This window comes from Streptomyces sp. CNB091 (assembly GCF_000377965.1).
Window position 1 is genome coordinate 115495 of record NZ_KB899008.1, and the last position, 26495, is coordinate 141989.

At 71.7% G+C, this 26495-nt stretch carries 23 protein-coding genes; 3 read left to right on the forward strand and 20 right to left on the reverse strand.

What is annotated here, in order from left to right; translation table 11 throughout:
* Nucleotides 1-11: 11 nt before the first annotated feature.
* The 11 genes from D581_RS0129415 to D581_RS0129465 form a co-directional block, all read right to left on the reverse strand.
* On the reverse strand, nt 12-500 hold the full coding sequence (locus D581_RS0129415; protein ID WP_018960727.1) for an NUDIX hydrolase: 489 nt from the start codon (nt 498-500) through the stop codon (nt 12-14).
* The gene (gene lepB, locus D581_RS0129420; protein ID WP_018960728.1) at nt 497-1252 is read right to left on the reverse strand and encodes a signal peptidase I; all 756 of its coding nucleotides are present in this window, start codon (nt 1250-1252) and stop codon (nt 497-499) included. Before lepB (D581_RS0129420) ends, D581_RS0129415 begins: the two co-directional genes overlap by 4 nt.
* 50 nt (nt 1253-1302) lie before the next feature.
* Nucleotides 1303-2199 carry a signal peptidase I gene (gene lepB / locus D581_RS01000000137860; RefSeq protein WP_018960729.1) on the reverse strand — a complete coding sequence of 299 codons (897 nt, stop codon included), beginning with the start codon at nt 2197-2199 and terminating at the stop codon, nt 1303-1305.
* Entirely contained in the window at nt 2102-3178 is a 1077-nt protein-coding gene (lepB, locus tag D581_RS0129430; protein WP_026291022.1) for a signal peptidase I, read from the reverse strand. Before lepB (D581_RS0129430) ends, lepB (D581_RS01000000137860) begins: the two co-directional genes overlap by 98 nt.
* Nucleotides 3171-3941, reverse strand: a complete 771-nt coding sequence (gene lepB / locus D581_RS0129435; RefSeq protein WP_018960731.1) for a signal peptidase I — start codon at nt 3939-3941, stop codon at nt 3171-3173. Before lepB (D581_RS0129435) ends, lepB (D581_RS0129430) begins: the two co-directional genes overlap by 8 nt.
* A 65-nt stretch (nt 3942-4006) precedes the next feature.
* Nucleotides 4007-4357: a 50S ribosomal protein L19 gene (gene rplS, locus D581_RS0129440; RefSeq protein ID WP_018960732.1), complete on the reverse strand. Its 351-nt coding sequence runs from the start codon at nt 4355-4357 to the stop codon at nt 4007-4009.
* Between the two features lie 130 nt (nt 4358-4487).
* On the reverse strand, nt 4488-5309 hold the full coding sequence (gene trmD, locus D581_RS0129445) for a tRNA (guanosine(37)-N1)-methyltransferase TrmD (protein WP_018960733.1): 822 nt from the start codon (nt 5307-5309) through the stop codon (nt 4488-4490).
* Nucleotides 5309-5899, reverse strand: a complete 591-nt coding sequence (gene rimM / locus D581_RS0129450) for a ribosome maturation factor RimM (RefSeq protein WP_018960734.1) — start codon at nt 5897-5899, stop codon at nt 5309-5311. The genes trmD and rimM overlap by 1 nt, the downstream gene beginning before the upstream one ends.
* Before the next feature lie 129 nt (nt 5900-6028).
* A complete protein-coding gene (locus D581_RS0129455) occupies nt 6029-6268 on the reverse strand; it encodes an RNA-binding protein (protein WP_003965959.1) in 240 nt (79 codons plus the stop codon).
* A gap of 2 nt (nt 6269-6270) precedes the next feature.
* Complete coding sequence (gene rpsP / locus D581_RS0129460; protein ID WP_018960735.1) at nt 6271-6711, reverse strand: 30S ribosomal protein S16; 441 nt, start codon at nt 6709-6711, stop codon at nt 6271-6273.
* A 157-nt stretch (nt 6712-6868) separates the two neighbouring features.
* Nucleotides 6869-7459, reverse strand: coding sequence for a hypothetical protein (locus D581_RS0129465; protein WP_018960736.1), 591 nt, complete (start codon nt 7457-7459; stop codon nt 6869-6871).
* A 460-nt stretch (nt 7460-7919) separates the two neighbouring features.
* Here D581_RS0129465 and D581_RS0129470 point away from each other — a divergent pair, with 460 nt between their 5' ends.
* The gene (locus D581_RS0129470; protein WP_018960737.1) at nt 7920-8804 is read left to right on the forward strand and encodes a class I SAM-dependent methyltransferase; all 885 of its coding nucleotides are present in this window, start codon (nt 7920-7922) and stop codon (nt 8802-8804) included.
* Between the two features lie 76 nt (nt 8805-8880).
* Here D581_RS0129470 and ffh read toward each other — a convergent pair whose 3' ends face one another.
* From ffh to nsdA, 5 genes are all read right to left on the reverse strand, one after another.
* On the reverse strand, nt 8881-10428 hold the full coding sequence (ffh, locus tag D581_RS0129475; protein ID WP_026291023.1) for a signal recognition particle protein: 1548 nt from the start codon (nt 10426-10428) through the stop codon (nt 8881-8883).
* Between the two features lie 121 nt (nt 10429-10549).
* A complete protein-coding gene (locus D581_RS0129480; RefSeq protein WP_018960739.1) occupies nt 10550-13009 on the reverse strand; it encodes a [protein-PII] uridylyltransferase in 2460 nt (819 codons plus the stop codon).
* Nucleotides 13010-13038: 29 nt separating this feature from the next.
* Nucleotides 13039-13377, reverse strand: a complete 339-nt coding sequence (locus D581_RS0129485) for a P-II family nitrogen regulator (protein WP_007452846.1) — start codon at nt 13375-13377, stop codon at nt 13039-13041.
* Complete coding sequence (locus tag D581_RS0129490) at nt 13374-14726, reverse strand: ammonium transporter (protein WP_018960740.1); 1353 nt, start codon at nt 14724-14726, stop codon at nt 13374-13376. Before D581_RS0129490 ends, D581_RS0129485 begins: the two co-directional genes overlap by 4 nt.
* 379 nt (nt 14727-15105) lie before the next feature.
* A complete protein-coding gene (nsdA, locus tag D581_RS0129495; protein ID WP_026291024.1) occupies nt 15106-16581 on the reverse strand; it encodes a transcriptional repressor NsdA in 1476 nt (491 codons plus the stop codon).
* 448 nt (nt 16582-17029) lie between these two features.
* Here nsdA and D581_RS0129500 point away from each other — a divergent pair, with 448 nt between their 5' ends.
* The gene (locus D581_RS0129500) at nt 17030-17677 is read left to right on the forward strand and encodes a bifunctional DNA primase/polymerase (protein ID WP_018960742.1); all 648 of its coding nucleotides are present in this window, start codon (nt 17030-17032) and stop codon (nt 17675-17677) included.
* Nucleotides 17678-17833: 156 nt separating this feature from the next.
* Here the strand turns inward: D581_RS0129500 and ftsY are convergent, their stop codons facing one another.
* Entirely contained in the window at nt 17834-19045 is a 1212-nt protein-coding gene (gene ftsY, locus D581_RS0129505; protein WP_018960743.1) for a signal recognition particle-docking protein FtsY, read from the reverse strand.
* A gap of 176 nt (nt 19046-19221) precedes the next feature.
* On the opposite strand from ftsY, the gene D581_RS0129510 reads away from it, so the two are divergent.
* Nucleotides 19222-20199, forward strand: a complete 978-nt coding sequence (locus D581_RS0129510) for an LLM class flavin-dependent oxidoreductase (protein WP_018960744.1) — start codon at nt 19222-19224, stop codon at nt 20197-20199.
* 40 nt (nt 20200-20239) lie between these two features.
* On the opposite strand, the gene D581_RS0129515 is transcribed toward D581_RS0129510, so the two are convergent.
* The 3 genes from D581_RS0129515 to D581_RS0129525 form a co-directional block, all read right to left on the reverse strand.
* Entirely contained in the window at nt 20240-21658 is a 1419-nt protein-coding gene (locus tag D581_RS0129515; protein ID WP_018960745.1) for a sugar porter family MFS transporter, read from the reverse strand.
* Between the two features lie 217 nt (nt 21659-21875).
* Nucleotides 21876-25760, reverse strand: a complete 3885-nt coding sequence (locus D581_RS0129520; RefSeq protein ID WP_018960746.1) for an AAA family ATPase — start codon at nt 25758-25760, stop codon at nt 21876-21878.
* A gap of 320 nt (nt 25761-26080) precedes the next feature.
* Nucleotides 26081-26293 carry a hypothetical protein gene (locus D581_RS0129525; protein ID WP_003965973.1) on the reverse strand — a complete coding sequence of 71 codons (213 nt, stop codon included), beginning with the start codon at nt 26291-26293 and terminating at the stop codon, nt 26081-26083.
* Nucleotides 26294-26495 lie beyond the last annotated feature (202 nt).

Consider the following 26495-nt stretch of genomic DNA (forward strand, 5'->3'; position numbering starts at 1 on the left):
CCCCTGGACGATTAGACGATTTCGGGGGCCAGAACCAGCGGATCGCACGGGGGGCCCTCGTCGAGGAGCGTGCACAGCAGCTCGGCGAGTCTGGTCGGGTACACCGTCTCACGCGTCGCGAGCAGTTCGGCGGAAGTCCACCACCTCAGACCGGCGACGCTGCGCAGTTCCAGGTCGGTGAGGCCCTGCGGGGCCGTCGCGGTCCGCGTCGTACGGGCCAGGTAGTACCACTCGTCCTGGTCCCAGCGCCGCCCGTCGAACGGGAAGGAACAGATCCGGGTCCAGAGCAGCGGGCCCAGTTCGATGTCCGTGATCCCGGTCTCCTCCTCCAGCTCGCGGCGGGCCGCCGCCTCCCGGGTCTCGTCGCCCTCCAGGCCCCCGCCCGGGGTGAACCACCAGGTGTCGCCCGGGTCGTCCGGCTCATGGCCGTGCAGCAGCAGGACGCGGTCGTCGGGGTCCAGGAGGACCACCCGGGCGACCCTGCGGGCCCCTGAGGTCATCGGGCCGCTCCGGCGGGCGTCCTCCGGCGGGCGAGGCGCGCCGCCACGGGCCCGTACACCGCGCCGACGAGGATCAGTACGACTCCCACCACGATCGCGCCCAGCTGGAACCGCAGCGGCCCGGCGGCGGACACCCCGCCGGGCAGCGCGGCGAACGAGGAGGGCCGGTCGATCATGCCGTCCATCGGCCAGGCCACCGCGTCCACCCGGGCCCGCACCGCGCTCAGCGGCACGGAGCCCTCGCCGCCGTCCTGGAGGTGGACCCGGGAGTCCAGGGAGGTGGCCCGTTCGTCGCCGAGCAGAAAGATCTGGCCCTGCGGCACGGTGGCGGAGAAGTCCTGGGGCGAGGCCGGCGCCTTCGTGCCCGGGGCCGCCGGACCCCGGTCGAGGTAGGGCTCGTCGACGGGGTTTCCGTTGACGGTGAGCCGCCCGTCCCGGTCGCAGCAGGCCACCTTGTCACCGCCGGTCCCGACGACACGCTTCATCATCGGTGTGGCGCCCCAGAGCTCGTCGGTGAAGACCACCACGTCTCCGCGCCGGACCTCGGCGCCGTCTATCCGCTCGGCGAGCACCCGGTCACCGGGTTTCACCGTGGGGGACATCGAGTCGGTCGGGACCGTGTACGGCTGGTAGACCACCGCCGCCCAGACGAAACCGCCGAGGAAGAGCACACAGCCGACGGCCACGGCCAAGCCCGACACCATGGCGCCGAGCCGGCCGCGGCCGTCTTCCTCGCGTTCTGTACCGCTCATCCCAGCGCTCCCCCGTCGGAGATCGACAATCGCTGATCCGAGTCGGCACCCTACCCGGCGGTACGCCCGGCGGTCAGCCTCCGGCGGCGCCACAGCACGAGGGGCACCGCTCCGGCTGCACCCAGTGCCGCCGGCGCCATCGCGGCGGCCGCGTTCAGGCCGGGCTGGTCGAAGGTGTCCGGGACCGGGAGGGTCGACCAGCGGCCCAGCGGCCAGGCGATGACGACGGCGCGGCCGACGACCTCGTCCGTGGAGACCGTGCCCTGTCCCGGAAGCTCCTGGTGGTAGCGCGAGTCCAGGGAGTTCTGCCGGTGGTCGCCCATGACGAAGATCCGGCCGTCCGGCACCTTGATCGGGCCGAAGGGCTTGTCGTTGCACGCGGTGTTCCCCGGGAAGATGAACGACTTCTCGTCCAGGCTCTTCCCGTTGACCGTGACCGGCCCGTTCTCCTTGCACTCCACGGTGTCGCCGCCGACCGCGACGACCCGCTTGATCAGGTCCTTCTCCTCGGAGGAGGGCATCAGACCGATGAAGCTCAGGAACTTCTGCACCGCGTTGGGCTCCGGGGTCACGGTGTCCTCCAGCCAGCCGCCCGGGTCGTGGAAGACCACGACCTCCCCGCGCTCCGGCTCCGAGCCGAACCACGGGGTCAGCTTGTCGACCAGCACTCGGTCGCCCCGCTGCAGAGTGTTCTGCATGGAGTCCGAGGGGATCGAGAACGCCTGGACCAGGAACGTCTTGATCAGCAGCGCCAGAACCAGGGCGATACCGACGAGCAGCGGAAGCTCCAGCCAGAAGGAACGCTGCCTCCTGGCCGGCCTGTCGCCGTCGCCGCCCGGGGGGTCGCCCTCACCCTCCGGCGGGACCGCCGCCCCGCCCGCGGGAGACTCGTCGCGCTCCGGCCGGTCCTCGGGTTCGTCGTGTCCGGATCGTGCGCCGACCGCCAAATCCCCCACATCCACTCCTCAATACGTGCCACTGCCCGCGCCCGATCCGGTGCAGGCCCACCACTCCCATAACGAGCGGGAGTTCCGCAGGGGTCGGGAGCCGGACCATTCCATAGGGATCCGGAGGTGCCACACTATTCGACGGGGCCGGAGCCGCCGCCTCCGATGCCTGCGCGTCCGGGACCGCACCGAAGGCGTCGCGCTGTTCCAGGGTGCTCCAGTGGCCGAACGGCCAGGCGATCACGACGGCCCGCCCCACGACCTCTTCCTCGGAGACCGTGCCCCGGTCGGGTTCGTCGAGGTGGAAGCGGGAGTCGGCCGAGTCGGACCGGTGGTCCCCCATCATGAACAGCCGGCCCTGGGGAACCTTCACCTCGAACGAGATGGCCGAGGGCCGGTCGTCGGGGTGGAGGTACGTCTCGGCCAGCGGTACGCCGTTGACCGTGACCCGGCCGTCCTCGCCACAGCACTTCACGGTGTCGCCGCCGACCGCGACGACCCGCTTGATCAGGTCCTGCTCGTCGTCGGACGGCAGCAGCCCGATGAAGGTCAGCAGCTCGGTGACCTGCTTGACGCCGATCGGCGGGTCCTTCTTCTCCGCGGGGTTCTCCTGCCGGAGCCAGCCGCCGGGGTCCTTGAACACCACGACGTCGCCGCGCTGCGGCTTCGATCCGAACCACGGGGTCAGCTTGTCCACGAGCACCCGGTCGCCGATCCGGATGGTCTGTTCCATCGACCCGGACGGGATGACGAACGCCTGCACCAGGAACGTCTTCAGGACGAGCGCGATCAGGAGCGCCACGACGACGAGGACGGGGATCTCCCGCACCGCGGACCCACGCCGCTTGCGCCGGACCTTCTTGGCCAGCCGACGGCGTTCCGCCCGGGTGGGCAGGGAGCGCGGCCCGGTGGGCCGGGTTCCGGTCGGCAGGGCCGCGTGGGGACCGGGCCCACCGCGCGGACGCCCGCGGTTACCCATGCGCCGCGCCGGGCGTCCGTACACCGCCGAAGGCACCGGTCCCCTCCAGCGAACCCGTCCGGGCAGGCGGCCAGCCCAGCCAGTCCACCCGGCCGGTCACCCGCTCGACGGGGACCATCCCGCCGCCGGGCGATCCGAGATGGTCCCGGGAGTCGCTGGAGCGGCTGCGGTGGTCCCCCATCATCCACAGGGTGCCGGTGGGGACCACGATGTCGAAGGGCACCCGGGAGGCGGTGTCACCTGAGTGCAGGTACGGCTCGTCCACCGTCACGTCGTTGACCGCGAGCCTTCCCCGCGCGTCGCAGCAGACGACGCGGTCACCGCCCACGCCCACCACACGCTTCACGAAGTCGGTGTCGGCGGGCTCCGTGAGCCCCAGGGAGGAGGCCGCCCCGCGCACCAGCCCGGTCAGCGGGTTCGCGTCGAGGTCCTCCCGTACGAACGAGCCGGTGCCGTCGAAGACCACCACGTCGCCGCGCTCGGGCTCGGCGCCGAAGCGGTAGGCCAGCTTGTTGACGAGAACCCGGTCACCGACCTTCAGCGTGGACTCCATCGAGCGGCTGGGGATCAGGAAGGGCTGAACCACGTAGGAGCTGAACAGCAGCAGGGCGACGGTGGCCAGGACCACCCCGGTGAGCACCCGCCGCCAGGACAGGACGGAGACGACACGGTCCCGTATGCGCGAAAAGCGCGACCTCTCCCCGGACCCCGTGTCGGGTTCCGAGGAGCGGTCGCGCTCCGAGTGCTGTGCTTGCGTGTCCATCGCGGCCGAAGCTTATCCGGCCATGCTGTGGACGGGTCACCCCCGGGGGATGACCCGGCGGCGGCTCAGCGGTCGCGCTTCTCCTTGATCTTCGCGGCCTTGCCGCGCAGCTCACGGAGGAAGTACAGCTTGGCGCGACGGACGTCACCGCGGGTGACGAGCTCGATCTTCTCGAAGATCGGGCTGTGCACCGGGAAGGTGCGCTCGACACCGACGCTGAAGGAGACCTTGCGGACCGTGAAGGTCTCGCTGACGCCCGAACCCTGGCGGCGGATGACGATGCCCTTGAACTGCTGGATACGGGAGCGGTTGCCCTCGATCACGCGCACGTGGACGTTGACGGTGTCGCCGGGGCGGAACGCCGGGAGGTCCGAACGGAGGGTGGCGGCGTTGACGCCATCGAGCAGGGAAGTCATGGTTGCTGCTTTCTTCGCCGATGCCACAGGTCATCGACGGAATGTCGTGGAAGAGTTCGGAGTGCTGATCGCGTCGGGCGGGCGTCTTTCCCCCTGTGGCAGGGGCGCACACCGGACGTACAGCAGCGGCCTATTCTTCCACGGCGGTGGGCCTGCGCCAAAATCGGCCGCCGGGCTCCGGTGCGAAGCCGAGGATGGAGAGGATCTCGCGGTCCTTCTTGTCGAAGGCGCTCGCCTCGCACCGCTCGATCAGGTCGGGCCGGTTGAGTGCCGTGCGGGCGAAGGCCTGGTCCCGCCGCCAGCGTGCGATCTTGCCGTGGTGGCCGCTGAGCAGGACGTCCGGGATGGAGCGGCCGCGCCACTCGGGCGGCTTGGTGAAGACCGGGCCCTCCAGGAGGTCGGCCATCGCGCCGGGGGCGAAGGAGTCGTCCCGGTGGGACTCGGCGTTGCCGAGGACGCCCGGCAGCAGCCGGGCCACGGCCTCCGTGATCACCAGGACGGCCGCTTCCCCGCCGGCCAGCACATAGTCCCCGATGGAGACCTCGACGACCCGCAGCCGGGTGGCGTACTCGTCGATCACCCGGCGGTCGATGCCCTCGTACCGGGCCGGGGTGAAGACGAGCCAGGGCTCGGCGGAGAGTGCGACGGCCAGTTCCTGGGTGAACGGCCGGCCGCTGGGCGTGGGCACGACGAGCACCGGGGAGTGCGCCCCGGCCTCGTAGCCGTCGGCCAGGGCCTCGTCGAGCGCCTCGCCCCAGGGCTCGGTCTTCATGACCATGCCGGGGCCGCCGCCGTAGGGGGTGTCGTCGACCGTGTTGTGCCGGTCGTACGTCCACTCCCGCAGGTCGTGGACGTGGACGTCCAGCACGCCGCGGGTGCGGGCCTTGCCGACGAGGGAGACGTTCAGCGGTTCCAGGTACTCCGGGAAGATCGTGACGACGTCGAGCCGCATCAGGCGTCGCCCTTCGGCGCCTCGTCCGCGTCCCCGGCTGCCTCTTCCTCTTCTTCGCGCGAGGAGGCGACCTGGGCCTCGCTCTCGTCGATCAGGCCGGGCGGCGGGGTGATGACCGCGCGCTGCTCCTCCAGGTCGATCTCGGCGACGATCTCCTCCACGAAGGGGATCATCACCTCGCTGCCGTCGGGGCGCTCCACGATGAACAGGTCCTGCGAGGGCAGGTGGGAGATCTCGGTGATCCGGCCGATCCCGGTGCCGTCGGCGAGCACCACGTCGAGGTCGATCAGCTGGTGATCGTAGAACTCGTCATCGTCCTCGGGGAGCTCCTCCGGGTCCACCTCGGCGATCAGCAGGGTGTTGCGCAGCGCCTCGGCGCCGGTGCGGTCGCGCACACCCTCGAAGCGCAGCAGGAGCCTGCCGCTGTGGACCCGGCCCGTCTCGATCGTCAGCGGACCGGTCGCCGCCGGTTCGGTGGCCAGGACGGCGCCGGGTCCGAGCCGCAGCTCCGGCTCGTCCGTTCGTACCTCGACGGTGACCTCGCCCTTGATGCCGTGGGCGCGGCCGATCCGCGCGACTACCAACTGCACGCTGTTCTCCGATTGGTGGGGTGGGGACGGAACGTCGACGACCTGTCGGAGACGTCCGGGTGGCCGACGACAAAGGCCGGGGACGGCCCGAAGGCCCTCCCCGGCCCTGGCCGGTGTTCAACTCGCTTATCAGCGAACCTGGTCCACATCGACGAGGTCGACGCGGATCCCACGGCCGCCGATGGCACCCACGACCGTGCGCAGGGCGCGAGCGGTGCGGCCGTTACGGCCGATCACCTTGCCGAGGTCGTCGGGGTGGACCCGGACCTCCAGCACGCGCCCGCGACGCAGGGTGCGCTCGGCAACCTGTACGTCGTCGGGGTTGTCGACGATGCCCTTCACGAGGTGCTCGAGAGCCTCCTCGAGCATGCTCAGGCCTCGGTCGACTCGGTGGACGCGGGGGCCTCAGCCGCCTCGTCCGCCTTCTTGTCGGACTTCTTGGCCTTGGGGGTGATGGCCTCACCCTTGGCCTCGTCGCCGTCCGAGGTCAGCGCCTCGAACAGCGCGCGCTTGTCAGCCTTGGGCTCCGGCTGCAGCAGCGGCGCGGGGGCCGGGAGGCCCTTGTGGGCCTGCCAGTCACCGGTGAGCTTCAGGATCGCGAGGACCGGCTCGGTCGGCTGGGCGCCGACGGACAGCCAGTACTGCGCGCGCTCTGCGTTGACCTCGATGCGCGAGGGGTTCTGCACCGGGTGGTACAGGCCGATCTCCTCGATGGCCCGGCCATCACGGCGGGTACGGGAGTCGGCGACGACGATGCGGTAGTGAGGCGAACGGATCTTGCCCAGACGCTTCAGCTTGATCTTGACTGCCACGGAAGTGGTGTCTCCTGGTCTATGACGTGGTTGGGCACAACTAGATGCCACGTGGGGTTGCGGTACTCGGAGTGCCCGATGGACGCGTCAGCCGGAGGAGAGAGGGGTCCTGTGCGACTGTCGAGTACAGCTAGCCATTGTGCCACACGCCATCGCCTCACCCCACCGCGACCGCTTCCGGGATCCGGAACGGCTTGCCGCAGCCGCCGCAGACGATCGGCGCCTGCGCCAGGACCGACGGGACGACGCGGACGTTGCGTCCGCAGTCGCAGACGGCCTTGACCCGCACACCGCCCCCGGAGGAACCGTGCCGGGCGGCAGGCCCGCGGAAGGAGCGCTTGGTGTCGGCGGCGGTGGCGACGGTGTGCGCCTTGAGGGCGCGCTGCAGCCGTTCGGCGGTCGGACGGTACCGGCGCTTGGCTTCCGAATTCAGCGTGACCAGCGAGAATCCGCTGCTGGGATGAGGTTCCTCGGCATGATCGAGGCCCAGCTCCTCGGCGATCGCGAGGAAGCGTCGGTTGTGATAGCGGCCGGCGCGGGAGGTGTCTCGGACTCCTCTCGCGGCGGCGATGCCGTGGACTGCCTCATGGAGCAGTCGCTCGAAGGAGAGCTCGGCGCCACAGGCGGACGAGGACTCTCCGATCAGGGACTCGGGCGCGGCAAGATCGGGCAGCTCGGGGTGGTACCGCTGAATGTCGGCCCACGCCTGTGCCAGCTCTGCGGCAAGTACAGGTGGTGTCGTGCTCACGTCGTGACAACGAGCCCGAGGGCCCCGGTGTTCCTATTCCGGGGCATCCCAAATAATTTGCACGTACCAGTCAGTTGCCCTTGATGCGTCCGGACGAGGGCGGGTGCGCAGAACTGCGGAGAAGACGCACAGCTCACATCAAGGTGGTGCACAGCGTGCCGTACGCCCCGGGGCGTACGGGAGTCCGACGACAGGGCCGAGCGGCCCGCGCTCCTGACGAATCCGCCCGAGAGACTACCCGCCGCCGCGCTCGACGTGCTCGGCGCGGGGTGTCGGGTAAGACTGGTCGGAGAGCAGATGTGGCACGGGGCGCACGAACGGGGCACGCAAGCACTGCTCCACACCCCCCTGGACGGAACTACGGATGCGCAGTTCTCTGGCTACGGGGGTGCGGAACACACGCACACGGGGGACGTCCACTCGGGCACGACCGACCTCTTGGCGGATTGGGGCACTTTCCATGACACCAACGCTCGTCCGGAACCACCCGGCCGCGGATGGATCCGCGCCGGCGGACGCCGGTACCCGCGCACGCGACTGGGCCGAGATCCAGGAACGCATGCTCGCGCCACTGTACGAGGCGGTGTACGACCGGATGGAGGTCGGGGCCGCCACCCGGATGCTGTCCCTCGGCTGCGGCTCGGGCCTCGCGATGCTCGTCGCGGCGGCCCGGGGGGCGCACGTCACGGGTGTGGACTCCGACCGGGAGCGCCTGGCCCTGGCCCGGGCACGGCTGCTGCCCGAGGCGGGCTGGGACGACGCGCCCGCGCACGCGCCGCATCCGGTCCGCCGTCGGGCCCGGCTGCTGGAGGGCGGGCTGCCCACGCCCGTCGGCGCGGACGGCGCCCCGTACGACCTGATCACGGTCTTCGAGCCGATCGGCTGTGCGGCCGGGGACTCCGAGGGGCTGGTGCCGGCGCTGCGGTCGGCCGTGCCGCTGGCGGTCAGGGGCGCCTCGGTGGTGCTGACCGGATGGGGGCCGCCCGAGCGCTGCGCCACGGCCGCGGTGCTGCGGGTGGCCGCGCGGCTCGCTGAGTCGGCGCGACCGCCGCGTACCGGTCCTGGCAGGTGGCGGCCCACGCTCCGGGACGATCTGGAGGACGTGGCGGCGCGGGCCGGGCTGAAGCCGGACGGTTCGGGGCGGGTGTCCTGCCCGTTCGGCTACGCGGACGTGAACAGCGCGGTGCGCGGCCTGCTGTCCACCGGGCTCTTCGACGCCGCTGTACGGGCCACGGACCGCTCCCAGGTGGAGAAGGAGGTCGCGGAGGCCCTGCATCCGCACCGGCGGCAGGACGGCACGGTGTGGATGCCGAACGTCTTCCGCTACCTGGTCTGCGCGACCTGAGCAGACGGGGAGCAGGGACACGCGTAAGGGGCGCCCTTGAGAAAGGGCGCCCCTTACCCGTGTCGCTCCGCTCGCGTTACATGAACTTCTTGAACTCGTCCGGCAGCTCGAAGTTCTTGTCCTCCTGGGCGGGCAGACCGAACGCGCCGCCCTGGGCCGCCTGCTCGCGGCGCTCGGCGGCGGCGGCCTCCTCGGCCTTGCGCTTCATGGGGTTGCCGCTCTTGCGCTTGCCCTTGGCCTGCTTGACCTGCTTCTTCTGACGGCCGGGGCCGCCGCCCATGCCGGGCATGCCCGGCATCCCGGGCATGCCGCCGCCCTGGGCCATCTTCGACATCATCTTGCGGGCCTCGAAGAAGCGCTCCACCAGGCTCTTGACCGCGGAGACCTCGACGCCCGAACCCTTGGCGATACGGGCGCGGCGCGAACCGTTGATGAGGGTCGGCTCGGCGCGCTCCTTCGGGGTCATCGACTTGATGATCGCGGCGGTGCGGTCGATGTCGCGCTCGTCGATGTTGTTGATCTGGTCCTTGATCTGCCCCATGCCGGGCAGCATCCCGAGCAGCTTGGAGATGGAGCCCATCTTGCGGACCTGCTCCATCTGGGCCAGGAAGTCGTCGAGGGTGAAGTCCTTGCCACCCTTGCTCGACTGGAGCTTCGAGGCCATCGCGGCGGCCTCTTCCTGGCTGAACGTCTTCTCCGCCTGCTCGATCAGGGTGAGCAGGTCACCCATGTCGAGGATGCGGGAGGCCATCCGGTCCGGGTGGAACGCGTCGAAGTCCTCCAGCTTCTCGCCGTTCGACGCGAACATGACCTGCTTGCCCGTGACGTGGGCGATCGACAGGGCCGCGCCACCGCGGGCGTCGCCGTCGAGCTTGGAGAGCACCACGCCGTCGAAGCCGACGCCGTCGCGGAAGGCCTCGGCGGTGTTGACCGCGTCCTGGCCGATCATCGCGTCGACGACGAAGAGGATCTCGTCGGGGCTGACGGCGTCGCGGATGTCCGCGGCCTGCCGCATCAGCTCCTGGTCGATGCCGAGGCGGCCGGCGGTGTCGACGATGACGATGTCGTGGACCTTGGCCTTGGCGAACTCGATGGAGTCCTTGGCGACCTTGACCGGGTCGCCGACGCCGTTGCCCGGCTCGGGGGCGTACACCGCGACGCCGGCGCGCTCGGCGACGACGCTCAGCTGGTTGACGGCGTTGGGGCGCTGGAGGTCGCAGGCGACGAGCAGCGGGGAGTGGCCCTGGCCCTTGAGCCAGAGGCCGAGCTTTCCGGCCAGCGTCGTCTTACCGGCGCCCTGGAGACCGGCGAGCATGATCACGGTGGGCGCGGTCTTGGCGAACCGCAGCCGCCGGGTCTCGCCGCCGAGGATGGAGACGAGCTCCTCGTTGACGATCTTGACGACCTGCTGGGCGGGGTTCAGCGCCTGGGAGACCTCGACGCCGCGCGCCCGCTCCTTCACGTTGGCGATGAAGGCCCGGACCACGGGCAGGGCGACGTCGGCTTCCAGCAGGGCGATACGGATCTCGCGTGCCGTGGCGTCGATGTCCGCCTCGGACAAGCGGCCCTTGCCCCTGAGGTTCTTGAAAGTCGCGCTAAGGCGGTCGGAGAGAGTATCGAACACGGCGCTCGTCGGTCCTCAGGGTCGGGGGCGGGGCAGGTCAGTCGCCCTCCAGGGTATCCGTCCCCCGGGCAACGCCAAGCCCTCGCCCGGAACCTGCCGGACGAGGGCTGGTCGTACGCGGTCAGCCCAGCGCCTTCTCGACCTCCCGGGCGACCTCGGCGGCCCGGTCCTGGGACAGGGGTTCACCGTCGGTCCCGGTGACGTAGAAGGCGTCCACGGCGTTGGCGCCGAGGGTGGAGACATGGGCGCTGCGCACCCGTACCGCGCTGCCTTCCAGGGCGGTGCCGATCCGGTGGAGCAGGCCCGGGGCGTCCTGGGCGCGGACCTCGATGACGGTGGCGCGGCGGGAGCCGGCGGCGGCCACGGTCACCCGGGGCGGCGGGGCCTTCACGCCGCGCCGGCGCGGGTAGGCGGCCTCGCGCTCGGCGAGGCGGGCACGGATGTCCAGGGAGCCGTCGAGGGCGCGTACGAGGTCGGCGCGGAGGCGGGCGGCCTGCGGGAGGGACCCGTACTCGGCGGCGACCCGCCAGCTGAGCAGCAGCAGGTCCGCCCGCTCCCCCAGCTCGTTGGGGAGCTCCACCGCGCGCAGGTCGGCGGCGCGCACGGTGAGGCGGTGCAGGGCGAGGACCCCGGCGGCGGCGGGCAGGACGCCGGGGCGGTCGGGCAGGGCGATGAGGAGTTCGACGCCGACGGGTTCCACTTCGCCGTCCCCGGCGGGCTCCTCGGGCCGGGTGTGCAGGGCGAGGACGGGTTCGCCGGTGCGCAGGGCCTCGATGGCGAGGCGTTCGTGCTCGGCGCTGGGCGCGGCCTCCTGGGGCTCGTCGGGGGATTCCCCGGTGAGGACGGCGGCGACGCGTTTGACGAGGTCGGTGACGAGGGAGGCGCGCCAGGAGCTCCAGGCGGCGGGCCCGGTGGCGAGCGCGTCGGCCTCGGTGAGGGCGTGCAGCAGTTCCAGCGTGGAGGTGCTGGAGACGGCTTCGGCGACCGACCGCACGGTGGCGGGGTCGTCGAGGTCGCGTCGGGTGGCGGTCTCGACGAGCAGCAGATGGTGGCGTACGAGGGTGGCGATGACGCCCACGTCGTGGGTGTCGAAGCCGATGCGGGTGGCCATGTCCCGGGCGATGACCTCGCCGGCCACGGAGTGGTCGCCGGGCCAGCCCTTGCCGATGTCGTGCAGGAGGGCCGCGACCAGGAGGAGGTCGGGGCGGTGGACGCGGCGGGTGAGGAAGGAGGCGCGGACGGCGGTCTCCACGAGGTGCCGGTCGACGGTCCAGGTGTGGACGGCGTTGCGCTGGGGGCGGCAGTGGACGCGTTCCCAGTCGGGCAGCAGCCGGGTGATGATCCCTTCCGCTTCGAGCGCCTCCCAGACGCCGACGGTGGCCTCTCCCGCGCCGAGCAGGGTGACGAGTTCCTCGCGGGCCTCGGGGGGCCAGGGGACCGGCAGCGGCTGGGCGGTGGCCGCCAGGTGGCGTACGAGGTGCCGGGAGAGCGGGAGCCCGGCCTCGGCGGCGGCCGCGGCGGCGCGCAGGGTCAGGACCGGGTCGCGTTCGGGGCGGGCGGCGCGGGCGAGGACCACTTCGCCGTCCGCGTCCACCACGCCGTCGGCGAGCGGGGTGCGCTCGGGGGCGGCCCTGGAGCCGAGCCCGCCGCTCAGCAGGGCGCGGAGTCTCGGGCGGGCGGAGCGGGCGCGCAGGACCCGGTTGACCTCGCGCCAGGTGACGTCGGTGGCGTACGAGACGGTGCGGGCGGCCTCGTAGACCTTGCGGAGCAGGGTGTCGGCGTCGAGGAGGCCAAGGGCCTGGGCGACCTGGTCCTGTTCCTGTAGGGCGAGGCGGTCGGCGGCGCGCCCGGTGGTGAGGTGGAGGGCGTCGCGGGCGTCCAGGAGGGTGCGGCGGGCCTCGGTGAGGCCTTCGCGGGGGGCGTCGGCGACCCAGGAGGCGGCCACGGCGCGCAGGGCGGTGGCGTCGCGGAGGCCGCCGCGGGCCTCCTTGAGGTCGGGTTCCAGGAGGAACTGGACCTCGCCCATCCGCTCGGCGCGCTCCTGGCAGAGCTCGTGGAGGGCGGGGAGGCGTTTGGGGGCCTGGTTGCGCCAGTCGGCGAGGATCGCGGTGCGCAGGGAGGCGACGAGGCCGAGGTCGCCGGCGACGGGGCGGGCGTCCAGCAGGCCGAGCTGGACCTTGAGGTCCTCGCCTGCGGTCTTCCTGGCCTCGCCGGGGGTGCGTACGGAGTGGTCGAGGGCCAGGCCCAGGTCCCAGACCGGGTACCAGAGGGAGTCGGCGAGGGCGGCGAGGGCCGCCGTGTCGGCGCGGCCGTCGTGCAGGAGGAGCAGGTCGAGGTCGCTGCGCGGGGAGAGCTCGCCGCGGCCGTAGCCGCCGACGGCGACGAGGGCCGCGCCCCGTACCCCGGCGCGTGTCGCGGCGGCGGTGAACAGGCCGGTGAGCCAGTCGTCGGTGAGGCGGGCGAGGGCCGCACGGCGCGGCGGCCCGGACCGCGTCTCCTGCTGGAGGAGGCGCAGCCGGGCCGCCGCGTAGCCGCTGGGTCCGGGGCCTTCGGTTCCGGTGGTCACTTCGGTACTCGTCACCAGCTGCCTTCCGTTCGCGGGCCGTGGGTTCAGAGGGCGTCCGGGCCGCGCTCGCCGGTCCGTACGCGGACGGCGGTCTCGACCGGGACGCTCCAGACCTTCCCGTCACCGATCTTGCCGGTACGGGCGGCCTTGACGACGACCTCGATGAGCTGTTCGGAGTCCTCGTCCTCGACGAGGACCTCGATGCGGATCTTGGGGACCAGGTCGACGGTGTACTCGGCGCCCCGGTAGACCTCGGTGTGGCCGCGCTGCCGCCCGTAACCGCTGGCTTCCGTGACGGTGAGCCCCTGGACGCCGAAGGCCTGGAGGGCCTCCTTGATCTCGTCCAGCCGGTGGGGCTTCACGACCGCGGTGATGAGCTTCATGCGTCCACCTTCTTTGCCTTCGGTGCTGCCGTCGGGTCCGTCGCGGGGGCGGTGGTACGGGAGACCGTGCCGCCGCCGGCACCGCTGAAGTCGTACGCCGTCTCGGCGTGCTCGACCTGGTCGATGCCGGAGATCTCGTCGTCCTCGGAGACCCGCATCCCGATCGTCCGGTCGAGCAGGAGGGCGATGAGGGCGGAGACGACCAGAGAGTACGCGAGGACGGCGACGACCCCGATGGCCTGCTTGCCGAGCTGTTCGAGGCCGCCGCCGTAGAAGAGGCCCTCGGCGTCGGACTGGACACCGCCGGTGGCGAAGAAGCCGACCAGGAGGGAGCCGATGACGCCGCCGACGAGGTGGACGCCGACGACGTCGAGGGAGTCGTCGTAGCCGAACCGGTACTTCAGGCCGACCGCCATGGCGCACAGGACACCGGCGATGGCGCCGATCGCGATGGCGCCGAGCGGGCTGACGGAGCCGCCGGCCGGGGTGATGGCGACGAGTCCGGCGACCGCGCCGGAGGCGGCGCCCAGGGTGGTGCAGGAGCCGTGGCGCAGCTTCTCGTAGACGAGCCAGCCGAGGACGGCCGCGGCGGTGGCGACCTGGGTGTTCAGGAACATGACCGCGCCGACGCCGTCGTCGTTGCCGAGCCAGGATCCGGCGTTGAAGCCGAACCAGCCGAACCACAGGAGGGCCGCGCCGAGCATGACGAGCGGCAGGCTGTGCGGCCGCATCGGGTCCTTCTTGAAGCCGACGCGCTTGCCGATGACGAGGATGACGCCGAGGGCGGCGGCGCCGGCGTTGATGTGGACGGCCGTACCGCCGGCGAAGTCGATGACGCCCATCTCGAAGAGCCAGCCGCCGGCGCCCCAGACCCAGTGGGCGACGGGGAAGTAGACGACGGTGACCCACAGGACGATGAACACCGCCCAGGCCGTGAACTTCACCCGGTCGGCGAGGGCGCCGCTGATCAGGGCGGGGGTGAGGACGGCGAACATCAGCTGGAAGACGGCGAAGACGTAGACCGGGATGGTGTAGCCGTCCCAGAGTTCGGTGACGCCGATGTCGCCGAGGCCGACGTAGTCGGAGCTCCAGCCGATGACCGAGCCGACGTCGGAGCCGAAGGCGAGGCTGAACCCGTAGAGCACCCACAGGATCGTGACGATCCCGAGGCTGATGAAGCTCATCATCAGCATGTTGAGGGTGCTCTTGACGCGGACCATGCCTCCGTAGAAGAAGGCCAGGCCGGGGGTCATGAGCATCACCAGGGCCGAGCAGATGAGCATGAACCCGGTGTTGGCGGCAGACAGCTCGGGGGCGTCTGCGGCAAGCGTCGTGATGCCTGGGGGCATCGGCGTCTCCTCGTCGTCGGTGCGGCCGCGGCGTGCGGGGGAATGCTGCGGGACCACTGGGAAGGTGCGGGCCGGCTGATGGGTCGGGTGCGGGCCGGTTATGAGCCACGAGGTTGGCCGAGCGCCGTTTCCGGGGATGCCGCACGATGTTTCGCGAGCGTGACGAAGAGGGATCGCGTGTTACGGCCGAATGAATGAGGGGTGGCACGTCCGGGTGCCCTGCCTGCCCTGCGGCGGACGCCGCATACGGTGCGGTTGAGACGCCCGGGGGCCTGAGAACACGAAACCGGCCACGGCGGCCCTCCGTGTGACCAGGCGACGGGGGAGCCGAGTCGGTCTGTACGGGAGGGGCGCCGCGGCCGGGGCCGAGGGGTGCCGGTCAGACCGCTTCGGCGGTCTCCGGCAGCTGTTCGTGGAGCAGCTCGGTGAGCCGGGCGACGTCGGCGACGTCGCCGAAGTCCCTGGCAGCGGTGTCGACGGTCTTGCGCAGGCGGGTGTTCACCCGCTCGGAGCGGACCTTCTTGGCGATCTTCAGGGCTCGGGCGGCGAGCACGGTGGACTGCTCGGGCTCCCGTTGGAGGAGATGGACGGTGGCCATGCCGATGAGGTTGAGCGCGTAGGAGCGCTGGTGCTCGTCGTCCTCGCCGAACAGCTCGACGGCCTTGTCCATGACGGGCTGGGCGAGCGAGGCGTACGTGGGGCTGCGGCCGGCGACATAGGCCAGGTCACGGTAGGAGTGGGCGTTCTCCCCGTTCAGCTCCGCCTCGGAGAAGAAGCGGATCCAGTCGGGCTCCGGCTCGCCGTCGAGACCCGCGTCAAGGAAGGTGTCCTCGGCCATCCGGACGGCACGCTTGCACTTGCTGGGCTGGCCCATGTTGGCGTAGGCGCGGGCCTCCATCGCATACAGCATCGCCTGCGTACGGGAGGTGGCGCAGTCGCGGCTGCCGTACTGCGCGAGGTGGATCAGTTCCAGGGCGTCGTCGGGGCGGCCCAGGTGGATCATCTGGCGGCTCATGCTGGACAGGATGTAGCTGCCGAGCGGCTTGTCCCCGGCTTCCTTGGCGGCGTGCAGGGCGAGCACGAAGTACTTCTGGGCGGTGGGCTGGAGGCCGACGTCGTAGCTCATCCAGCCCGCCAGCTCGGCCAGTTCGGCGGCGCAGCGGAAGAGGCGCTGGGCGGTGGGGCCCGGCTGGGGCTCCTGGAGCAGGTCGGTGACCTCGTGCAGCTGCCCGACGACGGCCTTGCGGCGCAGTCCGCCGCCGCACTGGGCGTCCCACTGCCGGAACATCGCGGTGGTGGACTCCAGCAGGTCCAGCTCGGGCCGGGAGAGCCGGGAGGGGCGGTGGGCGGCGGCCGGGGACTCCGGCTCGCGGGGGCTCTGGGCGGGCACGGGCACCAGCCAGCGCTGCATCGGCTCGATGAGGGCGGGCCCCGCGGCCAGCGCCAGCGAGCTGCCGAGGAAGCCGCGCCGGGCCAGCATCAGGTCGCTGCGGGAGAACTCGCTGAGCAGGGCGACGGTCTGGGGGCCGGCCCAGGGCAGGTCGACTCCGGCCACCGAGGGTGACTGGTGGGCGGTGCGCAGCCCGAGCTGTTCGATGGCGACGACGGTGCCGAAACGCTCCGAGAACAGCTCGGAGAGGATGCGAGGGATCGGCTCGCGCGGCTGCTCCCCGTCGAGCCAGCGCCGCACCCGGGAGGTGTCGGTGCTGATGTGGAGGGCGCCCATCTGCCGCGCCCGCCGGTTCACCTGACGCGCCAGCTCGCCCTTGGACCAGCCACTGCGCACGAACCACGACCCCAACTGCCCGTTGGGGCGCTTCCCGGCATCCGTGCCGCCTGCGCCGCTGCCACTCACTGGAACGCCCCCATCCCGCCGAAACCTCATCGCGCGAACCATTATCAGAATGCCGTGCGTCGGTGCTGCCCGTACGGGAGTTGAAACCCCCAGCAACGTCACCGGCGTCACCGAACAGAAAATCGGGTTGCCCGCGGCATACCCGTGGGTGCACATACTCCCAGGGTTCGCGTACCGACGGTAATCCTACGATCACCCCTCCCGCGAGGGGGATTGAAGAAACGCCACCATTCGCCACCCCTTCGAATGAACCCGACTGCCGCTGGGCGCGCTTGACTTGGGGAACCAGGACCGAGGGTGAGCGGACAGAAGCACTCAGGGGCGCGCACTCCGTGGCGCACCCCCTTTCGCACTACCGCGCACGCCACTCGATCGAGTTTCAGCGACGGAGGGTTACCCGGGCAACGCGGGCCGTAACCACCGGCGAGCCGGACCTGTTGGAGGATGCATGGGCTTCACGATCGGCGGCATCCGGGAGATGCGTTCCGGTACGCGGCGACGCCACCGCTGCGCCGAGGGCACGGCGGTGGCCGAGTACACGGGGCTGTGGGGCTGGGCGGTGACGCCCGGAGCACGGGCCGAGGCCGGCTCCTGCTCGTGCGGCGAGCCGGCCTGCCCGGCCCCGGGAGCCCACCCGCTGGGCTTCGCCCGGGAGGTCCCCGCGGGCACCGGCCTGGACCGCGCGTCGGACGCCTGGGCCGAGACGCCGGGAGCGGCGATGCTGCTCCCGGTGGGCCGCGCCTTCGACGTCCTGGAGGTCGCGGAGGGGGCAGGGCGGCATGCCCTGGTGCGGATGGAGCGGATCGGCCTGCCGTCGGGACCGGTCGCGGTGACGCCGACCGGGCGGGCGCAGTTCCTCGTCGCCCCCGGCGCCGCCGCCGAGCTGCCCGAACTGCTCTACCGGATGGGCTGGGACGACGCGGGCCTCGATCTGCGCGCCCTCGGCCCCGGGTCCCACATCACCGCCCCGCCCTCCGACCTCGGCGGCCTCGGCCCGGTCCGCTGGCTGCGGCCCCCACTGCTGGACACGGCGGCCGCTCCCCCGCAGGCGCGGCTGCTGCTGGGGACGCTGGCGTACGTCTGTCACCGCTCCTAGCGCTCGCGGCGGGCAAGGCAGAACGGCGGACGCAGAGAACGGCGGGCACGGCAGAACGGCGGGCACGGCAGAACGGCGGGCACGGCAGAACGGCGGACGGGCGGCGGGCTCCTCACAGGAGCCGCCGCCCGTCCGCCGTACCGGATGCGAGGTGGGTCAGTCGCCGATCAGGGCGTCCACGAAGGCGCCCGGCTCGAACGGGGCGAGGTCGTCCGCCCCTTCCCCGAGGCCGATCAGCTTCACCGGCACGCCCAGCTCGCGCTGGACCGCGATGACGATGCCGCCCTTGGCGGTGCCGTCGAGCTTGGTGAGGACGATGCCGGTGATGTCCACGACCTCCGCGAACACCCGGGCCTGGACGAGGCCGTTCTGTCCGGTGGTGGCGTCCAGGACGAGCAGGATCTCCTCCAGCGGGCCGTGCTTCTCCACGACGCGCTTGACCTTGCCCAGCTCGTCCATGAGGCCGGTCTTGGTGTGCAGCCGGCCCGCGGTGTCGATGAGGACGACGTCCGCGCCCTCGGCGATGCCTTCCTTGACCGCGTCGTAGGCGATCGACGCGGGGTCGCCGCCCTCGGGCCCCCGGACCGTGCGTGCGCCGACCCTCTCGCCCCAGGTCTGGAGCTGGTCGGCGGCGGCGGCGCGGAAGGTGTCGGCCGCGCCGAGCACCACGCTGCGGCCGTCGGCGACGAGCACCCGGGCCAGTTTGCCGGTGGTGGTGGTCTTGCCGGTGCCGTTGACGCCGACGACCATGACGACGCCGGGGGTCTCGGCGCCGCCCTCGGTCCTGACCTCGCGGTCGAAGTCCGGGCCGAGCAGCGTGATCAGCTCTTCGCGGAGCAGGGTGCGCAGGTCCTGAGGGGTGCGGGTGCCGAGCACCCGGACGCGCCCGCGGAGCCGCTCGACCAGCTCCTGGGTGGGGGCGACGCCGACGTCGGCGGTGAGGAGGGTGTCCTCGATCTCCTCCCAGGTGTCCTCGTCGAGGTTGTCGCGGGAGAGCAGGGTGAGGAGCCCCTTGCCCAGCGAGTTCTGCGAGCGGGCGAGCCGGGCCCGCAGGCGGACGAGCCGGCCGGCGGTGGGCTCGGGGACCTCCAGCGCGGGCGGCGCGGGGGCCTCGGCGACCGGGGCCTCCTCCGCGGGCGCGGTGGCGTCCGGGAGGCCGACTTCGTCGATGGTGCGCCGCGCTTCGTCGCGCGGCGTCTCGGCCTCCTCGCCGACCTGCGGTTCGGCGGGAGGAGTGATGGTCGGCGCGCTCGGCGGCGGGGGCGGCAGCTTCTTCTTCTTGCGGCTGCCGACCACGAGCCCGCCGACCAGGCCGACAGCGACCAGGACGATGACTACAGCGAGGATGACGATTTCGACGAGTTCCATAACCCGTCCAGTATCGGCCACGGCCGTGCCGCGGGCGCGGCCCCTGCTGACCCACGGCGATCCATCGGGGCCAAATGCACCTTTTGGCGGTAATGCAGACGGCACCCCCTACACTTCTGACGCTACGTCAGCTACGGTGCCGCCGCCCGCCAGATGTCGGCGAAGGGACGCCTCCGATGGCCTTCACAGTGGTCCGGTTCAATCTCGTCGATCCAGAAGCCGCGCCCGTACCGCTCTCGGCCCGTTATCGCGCCGCCCTGGAGATGGCGGCGTACGCGGACGAGCACGGCGTCGACACGGTGCAGACCGAGGAGCACCACGGGGTGGCGAACTCCTGGCTGCCCTCCCCGTTCACCTTCGCCGGGGCGGTCTTCGGCGCCACCCGTCGGATCGCGGTGACCGTCTCGGCGGTCATCGGCCCGCTGCACGACCCGCTGCGTCTCGCGGAGGACATCGCGGTGCTGGACCTGCTGAGCGCGGGCCGGCTGGTGACGGTCGCGGGGATCGGCTACCGCCCCGAGGAGTACGAGCGGGCCGGGGTCGAGTGGGGGCGGCGCGGCAGGCTCCAGGACGAGCTGCTGGAGACGCTGCTGGCGGCGTGGACCGGGGAGCCGTTCCCGTACCGGGGCCGTACGGTTCGGGTCACCCCACGCCCGTACACACGCCCGCACCCGATGCTGCTGGTCGGCGGGAGCTCACGGGCGGCGGCGCGGCGGGCCGCCCGGCTGGGGCTGCCGCTGTTCCCGAGCGCGCATCTGCCGGAGCTGGAGGCGTACTACCACGAGCGGCGCGCGGCCCACGGGACGGAGGGTTTCTGCGTGATGCCCGCGGAGCGCACACCGCTGCTGCATGTGTCCGAGGACCCGGACCGTACGTGGGCGGAGTACGGCGAGCACCTGCTGCACGAGGCGCGGACGTACGCCTCCTGGCAGTCCGCGGACATCCACTCGGCCGTCCGCTCGGCGGCGACGACGGTGGCGGAGCTGCGCGAGGAGGGGGTGTACCGGATCGTCACGCCGGACGAGCTGAAGGCCCTGGGGGCGGAGGGCCTGGTGCTGCACCCGCTGTGCGGCGGGATGCCGGTGGAGGAGGGATGGCGCAGTCTGCGGCTGTTCTGCGAGGCCCTGGAGAAGCCGGCTGCCCCGGCTCGGTGAGCCGGGGCAGCGCGGTCCGAAGAGAGGGGCAGCGGGGGATTCAGCCCATCTCTTCCAACGCCTTGCCCTTGGTCTCCTTCACGAATTTCAGCACGAAGGGGATCGAGAGCACGGCGAAGCAGGCGTAGATGATGTACGTCCCCGAGAGGTTCCAGTCGGAGAGGCTCGGGAAGCTGGCGGTGATCGCCCAGTTGGCCATCCACTGCGCGAAGACGGCGACGCCGAGGGCGGCCGCGCGCAGCCGGTTCGGGAACATCTCGCCCAGGAAGACCCAGACGACGACACCCCACGACAGGGCGAAGAAGAGCACGAAGACGTGGGCGGCGATCAAGGCCACGATGCCTTGGGTCTCGGGGAGTTTGCCGTCGACCAGGTCCGCGGAGAACGCCCATGCCTCGACGGCGAGCGCGAGCGCCATGCCGACCGAGCCGACGAGGGCGAGCGGCCTGCGGCCCACCCGGTCGACCAGCACCATCGCGATCACCGTGCCGATGATGTTGATGATCGACGTGGTGAACGAGTAGAAGAACGAGTCGGTCGGGTCGATGCCGACGGACTGCCACAGCGTCGCCGAGTAGTAGAACGCGACGTTGATGCCGACGAGCTGCTGGAACATCGACAGGCCGATGCCGACCCAGACGATGGGCAGGAAGAAGAAGCGGTTGCCGAGCAGGTCCTTGAAGGAGGACTTGTGCTCGCGGTGCATCGCGGTCTCGATCTCGGCCACCCGGGCGTCGAGGTCGATGTTCTTCCCCTCGACCTCTTCGAGGATCTTGCGGGCTTCGGCCTTCTTGCCGACGGAGATGAGGAAGCGCGGGGACTCGGGGATGGCGAAGGAGAGCAGCCCGTACAGGATGGCCGGGACGACCATCACGCCGAGCATCCACTGCCAGGCCTCCAGGCCGAGGATCTCACCGCGCTGGTCGCCGTCGGCGATCTGGAGGACGGCGTAGTTCACCAGTTGGGAGATGGCGATGCCGATGACGATCGCGGCCTGCTGGAAGGAGCCGAGCCGGCCGCGGTAGGCGGGCGGGGAGACCTCGGCGATGTAGGCCGGGCCGATCACCGAGGCCATGCCGATGGCGAAGCCGCCGATGATGCGCCACATCGCCAGGTCCCAGAGGGCGAACGGCAGGGCGGAGCCGATCGCGCTGGCCGTGAAGAGCACCGAGGCGATCTGCATGCAGCGGATGCGGCCGATCCGGTCCGCGATCCGGCCGGCGGTGGCGGCGCCGATCGCACAGCCGATCAGCGCGATGGCGATGACCTGGGCGAGCGTGCCGGAGCCGATGTCGTACCGGTCGCGGATCGCCTCGACGGCCCCGTTGATGACGGAGCTGTCGTAGCCGAAGAGGAAGCCTCCCATCGCCGCGGCCGCGGTGATGAAGATGACATGGCCGAGGTGGTCCGGATGGGCCGCCCGGGCCCCGGACTCGGGTCCGTTCGCAGTGCTGGTCACGTGAACTCCTGATGCCTGGCCGCAAGTCAGACGTGGGGGGGTGAGCCTTCCCAGTGGGGCACAACATCCGGCCCGCCACCACTTGAAGACGAAATCAACTTTGCAGAGGTTATGCGTTCAAGAGGCGAAGTCAAATAGGGAGTCGATCCGATCTTGATCCCCGTGTACCCAGGAGCGCACAGAAGGTGCGTTGAACCTCTGATGATTCGGTAAAAAGTCAGCGCAGCCGCTGGCTGATGACCTTCGAGACCCCGTCGCCCTGCATGGACACGCCGTACAGCGCGTCGGCGACCTCCATCGTCCGCTTCTGGTGGGTGATCACGATCAGCTGGGAGCTCTCCTGGAGCTCCGCCATGATCCGGATCAGCCGCTGCAGGTTGGTGTCGTCGAGCGCGGCCTCGACCTCGTCCATCACATAGAACGGGCTGGGCCGGGCCTTGAAGATCGCGACCAGCAGCGCCACCGCCGTCAGGGACCGCTCGCCGCCCGACAGCAGGGAGAGCCGCTTCACCTTCTTGCCCGGCGGACGCGCCTCCACGTCCACCCCGGTGGCGAGCATGTTGTCCGGGTCGGTCAGGACGAGCCGCCCCTCGCCGCCGGGGAAGAGCCGTGAGAAGACGCCCTCGAACTCGCGGGCGGTGTCCCGGTAGGCCTCCGTGAAGACCTGCTCGACGCGCTCGTCGACCTCCTTGATCACCTGGAGCAGATCGGCCCGGGTCTTCTTCAGGTCTTCAAGCTGCTCGGAGAGAAACTTGTGCCGTTCCTCCAGAGCCGAGAACTCCTCCAGGGCGAGCGGATTCACCTTCCCGAGCTGCTGGTACGCCCGTTCGGCCGACCGCAGCCGCTTCTCCTGCTCGGCCCGCAGATACGCCTTCGGCCGGTTGCGGGGGTGCTCCGGGTCCTCCGGCAGCTCCTCGCCCTCGGCGGCGGGCGACGGGGGCACGAGCTGGTCCGGCCCGTACTCGGAGACCAGCCCGGCGGGCTCCACGCCCAGCTCCTCCAGGGCCTTCGACTCCAGCTGTTCGATCCGCAGCCGCTTCTCCGCGCCCAGCACCTCGCCCCGGTGGACCGAGTCGGTGAGCTTGTCCAGCTCGCCCTTCAGCCCCCGGCCCCGGTCGCGCTCGACGGCCAGCTCGCGCTCCCGCTCGCCCTTCTCCGCCTCGGCCGCCGCCCGCTCCTGGTCGGCCCGTACGAGGGACACCTCGACGTGCGCCAGCAGCTGACGGGCGCCCGAGGCCACGGCGGAGGCGACCTCGGCCTCGTACCGGAGCCGGGCCCGGCGCTGTTCGGCACGGGTGCGCACCTCCCGTTCGGCGCGGGCGGCCCGGTCCAGCGAATCGGCGCGGCCGGCCAGCGCCTTGACGCGCTCCTCGTGGGTACGGGCCTGGAGCCGGGCCTCCATCTCGGTCTGGCGGGCGTTGGCCCCGTCGGCGGCGAGCCGGTCCCGCCGGGACGTGTCGGGCTCCTCATCGGCCGGGGCCTCCTCGGCGACCAGCAGCCGTTCGGCCAGTTCCTCGGCCTCCTCCGTCGCCCGCTCCAGGGCCTCCTGGGCGCGGGCGGCTGACGCGGTCATGCGCTCGGCCTCGCCGGCCGCGCCCCGAGCCTGCCCGGCGAGCCGCCCGAGCTGCTGGGCGACGCCGGACTTCTCCCGTTCGGCCGCCCGGCGGCGCTCCCCCAGCTCCTCGACGAGCGCGGTCCGCTCCGTGCGCCGCTCCCCCGCCAGACGCTGGGCCTCGGCGAGCTCCTCGCACCGCACGGCCAGGGCGGCCAGCTCGGCGGCGGCCTCGTCGACGGCGGCCTGCACCTCCAGGAGGCTGGGCGCCCCGGCCGACCCGCCGTGGGCGAAGTGGGCGGAGAGCACGTCGCCTTCGGCGGTCACCGCGGTGACCCCGGGGCGTGCGGCCACCAGGTCCTCGGCCTCCTCCAGCGTCCCGACGACCACCATGTCCCGTACGAGGCCGCGTACGGCTTCGAGCAGCGCGGCAGGCCCGCGCACCAGGTCGGCGACGGCGGGCGCGGCGAGGACGGTGGTCGTCCCGGCACGGCCCGCCGGGTGTACCGCGGCACCCATCCCGCCGGGCCGCGCGGCGGGCCCGGGTTCCGTGTCGCTGTGGGCCGCTGTCTCGGGTTCCGTGTCGCTGTGGGCCGCTGCCTCGGGTTCCGTGCCGGGCCGCGCCGCTGGCCCGGGTTCCGTGCCCCCTTGCGCGGGCAGCACGGCGGGGGCGGGCTCCTCCGCCGCCTCCCTTACGGGTGCCTGCTCCGGTACGTGACGGGGCGCGGCGGCAGGGCTGTCCGCGAGGTCCGCCATACTTTCCGCGCTTTCCGCGCTCTCCGCGCTCTCCGCGCTCTCCGCGCTCTCCGCGCTCTCCGCGCTCTCCGCGCTCTCCGCGCCCAGCAGCATCGCCGCGCGCCCCGCGTCCCGTTCGCGCAGCAGCCGGATCGCGTCGGCGGCCGTGGCCGGGTCCGTGACGGCCACGGCGTCCGCCGCCGTGCCGAGGGCGGCGGCGACCGCGATCTCGTAACCGGGCTCGACGGTCAGCAGCTCGGCGGCCGGGCCGAGGAGTCCGGCCAGCCGGTCCCGGGCCCCGAGCAGCACGCCCGTACCGTCCTTGCGGCGCAGCCCCAGGGCCAGCGCCTCGTGCCGGGCGGCGACCGCCGCCCGCCTGCGCTCGGCGGCGGTCGCCTCGTCGCGCGCCGCGCTGTGGGCGGACCGGGCCTCGGCGAGGGCCTGCTGGGCCTCCTCATGGCGGGCGGTCAGCTCGGCGTCGGCACCGTCCAGCCCCTCGACCTCGGCCTTGAGCTGCTCGTACTCCTCCTGGGCGCTCGCCGCGCGCTCCCGCGCCTCGTCGCGCGCGGCGGCCAGCCGGTCGATCTCGGCCTGTGCCGAACCGGCCCGGCCACGGGCCGCGTTGACCTGGCCGTTGAGCCGGGCGAGCCCTTCGCGCCGGTCCGCGATGGCGCGGGCCGCGTCCTTGAGCCGACGCTCCTCGGCGGCCAGATCGCGTTCCAGGTCGGCGCGGTGGGCGACGGTGTCCTCCAGCGCGTGTTCGGCCGCCTCCAGGGCCGCCGTCAGCTCCGCCTCCTGCTCACGGATCCGGGCGGCCTCGCGCTCCAGGTCCTCGGGGTCCCGGCCCCGGCGCTCCTCTCCGGGCGCCTCGGAGGCGCTGCGGACCCGGGCGTCGGCCAGCGAGATCGTGCCGCGGACCCGCTCGGCCAGCTGCGACAGCTCGTACCAGGTCTGCTGGGCGCGCTGGAGCCGAGGCGCGAGCCGGCGTACCTCGCCCTCCAGCCCGGCCTCGCGGGCGAGCGCCGTCCTCAGCTCCGCCTCGGCCGCGTCCTTGCGCTTCTTCAGCTCCGCCTCGTCGGCGATCTCGTCGCGCAGCGCGTCCCGCAGGGTCACCAGGTCGTCCGCGAGGAGCCTGAGCCGGGCGTCGCGCAGGTCGGCCTGGATGACGGCGGCCCGGCGGGCGACGGCGGCCTGCCGGCCGAGCGGCTTGAGCTGGCGACGCAGTTCGTCGGTGAGGTCCTGGACCCGGGCCAGGTTGGCGCCCATCGCGTCCAGCTTCCGCAGCGCCTTCTCCTTGCGCTTGCGGTGCTTCAGGACGCCCGCGGCCTCCTCGATGAAGGCCCGGCGGCCCATCGGGTCGGCGTGCAGCACGGAGTCCAACTGGCCCTGCCCGACGATGACGTGCATCTCGCGGCCGATACCGGAGTCGGAGAGGAGTTCCTGGATGTCGAGCAGTCGGCAGGTGTCGCCATTGATCTGGTATTCGCTGCCGCCATTGCGGAACATGATCCGAGTGATCGTCACTTCGGCGTACTCGATGGGCAATGCGCCGTCGGAATTGTCGATGGTCAGCGACACTTCGGCGCGGCCGAGCGGGGGCCGCCCGGTCGTCCCGGCGAAGATCACGTCTTCCATCTTGCCGCCGCGCAGGGATTTGGCGCCCTGTTCCCCCATGACCCAGGAGAGCGCGTCCACCACATTGGATTTGCCGGATCCATTGGGGCCGACGACACAGGTGATCCCCGGTTCGAACCGCAGGGTGGTGGCGGACGCGAACGATTTGAAACCACGCAGGGTCAGGGCCTTGAGGTGCACGCCGCCGGACTCTACCTTTCGCTCTCGGTTTCGCTGATGAAGGTGCAGGGCACATCAGACGGTAAGCGAAGGCCGGTACGTCCGGAGCGGGGGTCGGGCAAAGAAAAAGGGACGCCGAGGCGTCCCTGTGAATCTTGCTGGTGTCTGCGTCGATCCAGCTGCCGGTCCTGCGCGGTGCATCGCAGAACGACCGGACAACGACGTCCCCGGCGCTGCGGGGACCCCGGTGTTCGGGGACGGCGATCCGTGACGCAGAACGAATCAGATGTGTCCGAGGCTACTGAGCGTGCCGACCCGACCGGCCCGAGGGGCCAGGGTGGTCAGGTCAGCGCAGGCTCGCCCTGGGGTACGTCGATGTCGATGCTGTCGAGCAGCGACTCTTGGTGCTGGGCGGCGGCGTTGAGCGCGTCGTTCTCGTCCTGGATCCGGTTGAGCTCGGATTCCAGGTCCTGGACGCGCTGCTGGAGCCGTCGCATCTCGGCGAGGAGTCGCGGGTCGGAACCGCCGACGTAACCGAGAAGCGCCTTTGCCATGATGGATGGTCCTCCACAATGAGTGACCGACCGATGCGGTGTGGGTCGTCTGGGGATCGCACCCGCGGTGCTCGGCAGGGCTCTGTCACCACTGCGGTTCTGCTGCTTGTCAGCTCTACCGAACAGCTAAGGTGCGCGGGGTTTTCAGCGTCTCACCAAAAAGTTTGACGGTCAACACGATCACACCCTGTGCACCCCGGCG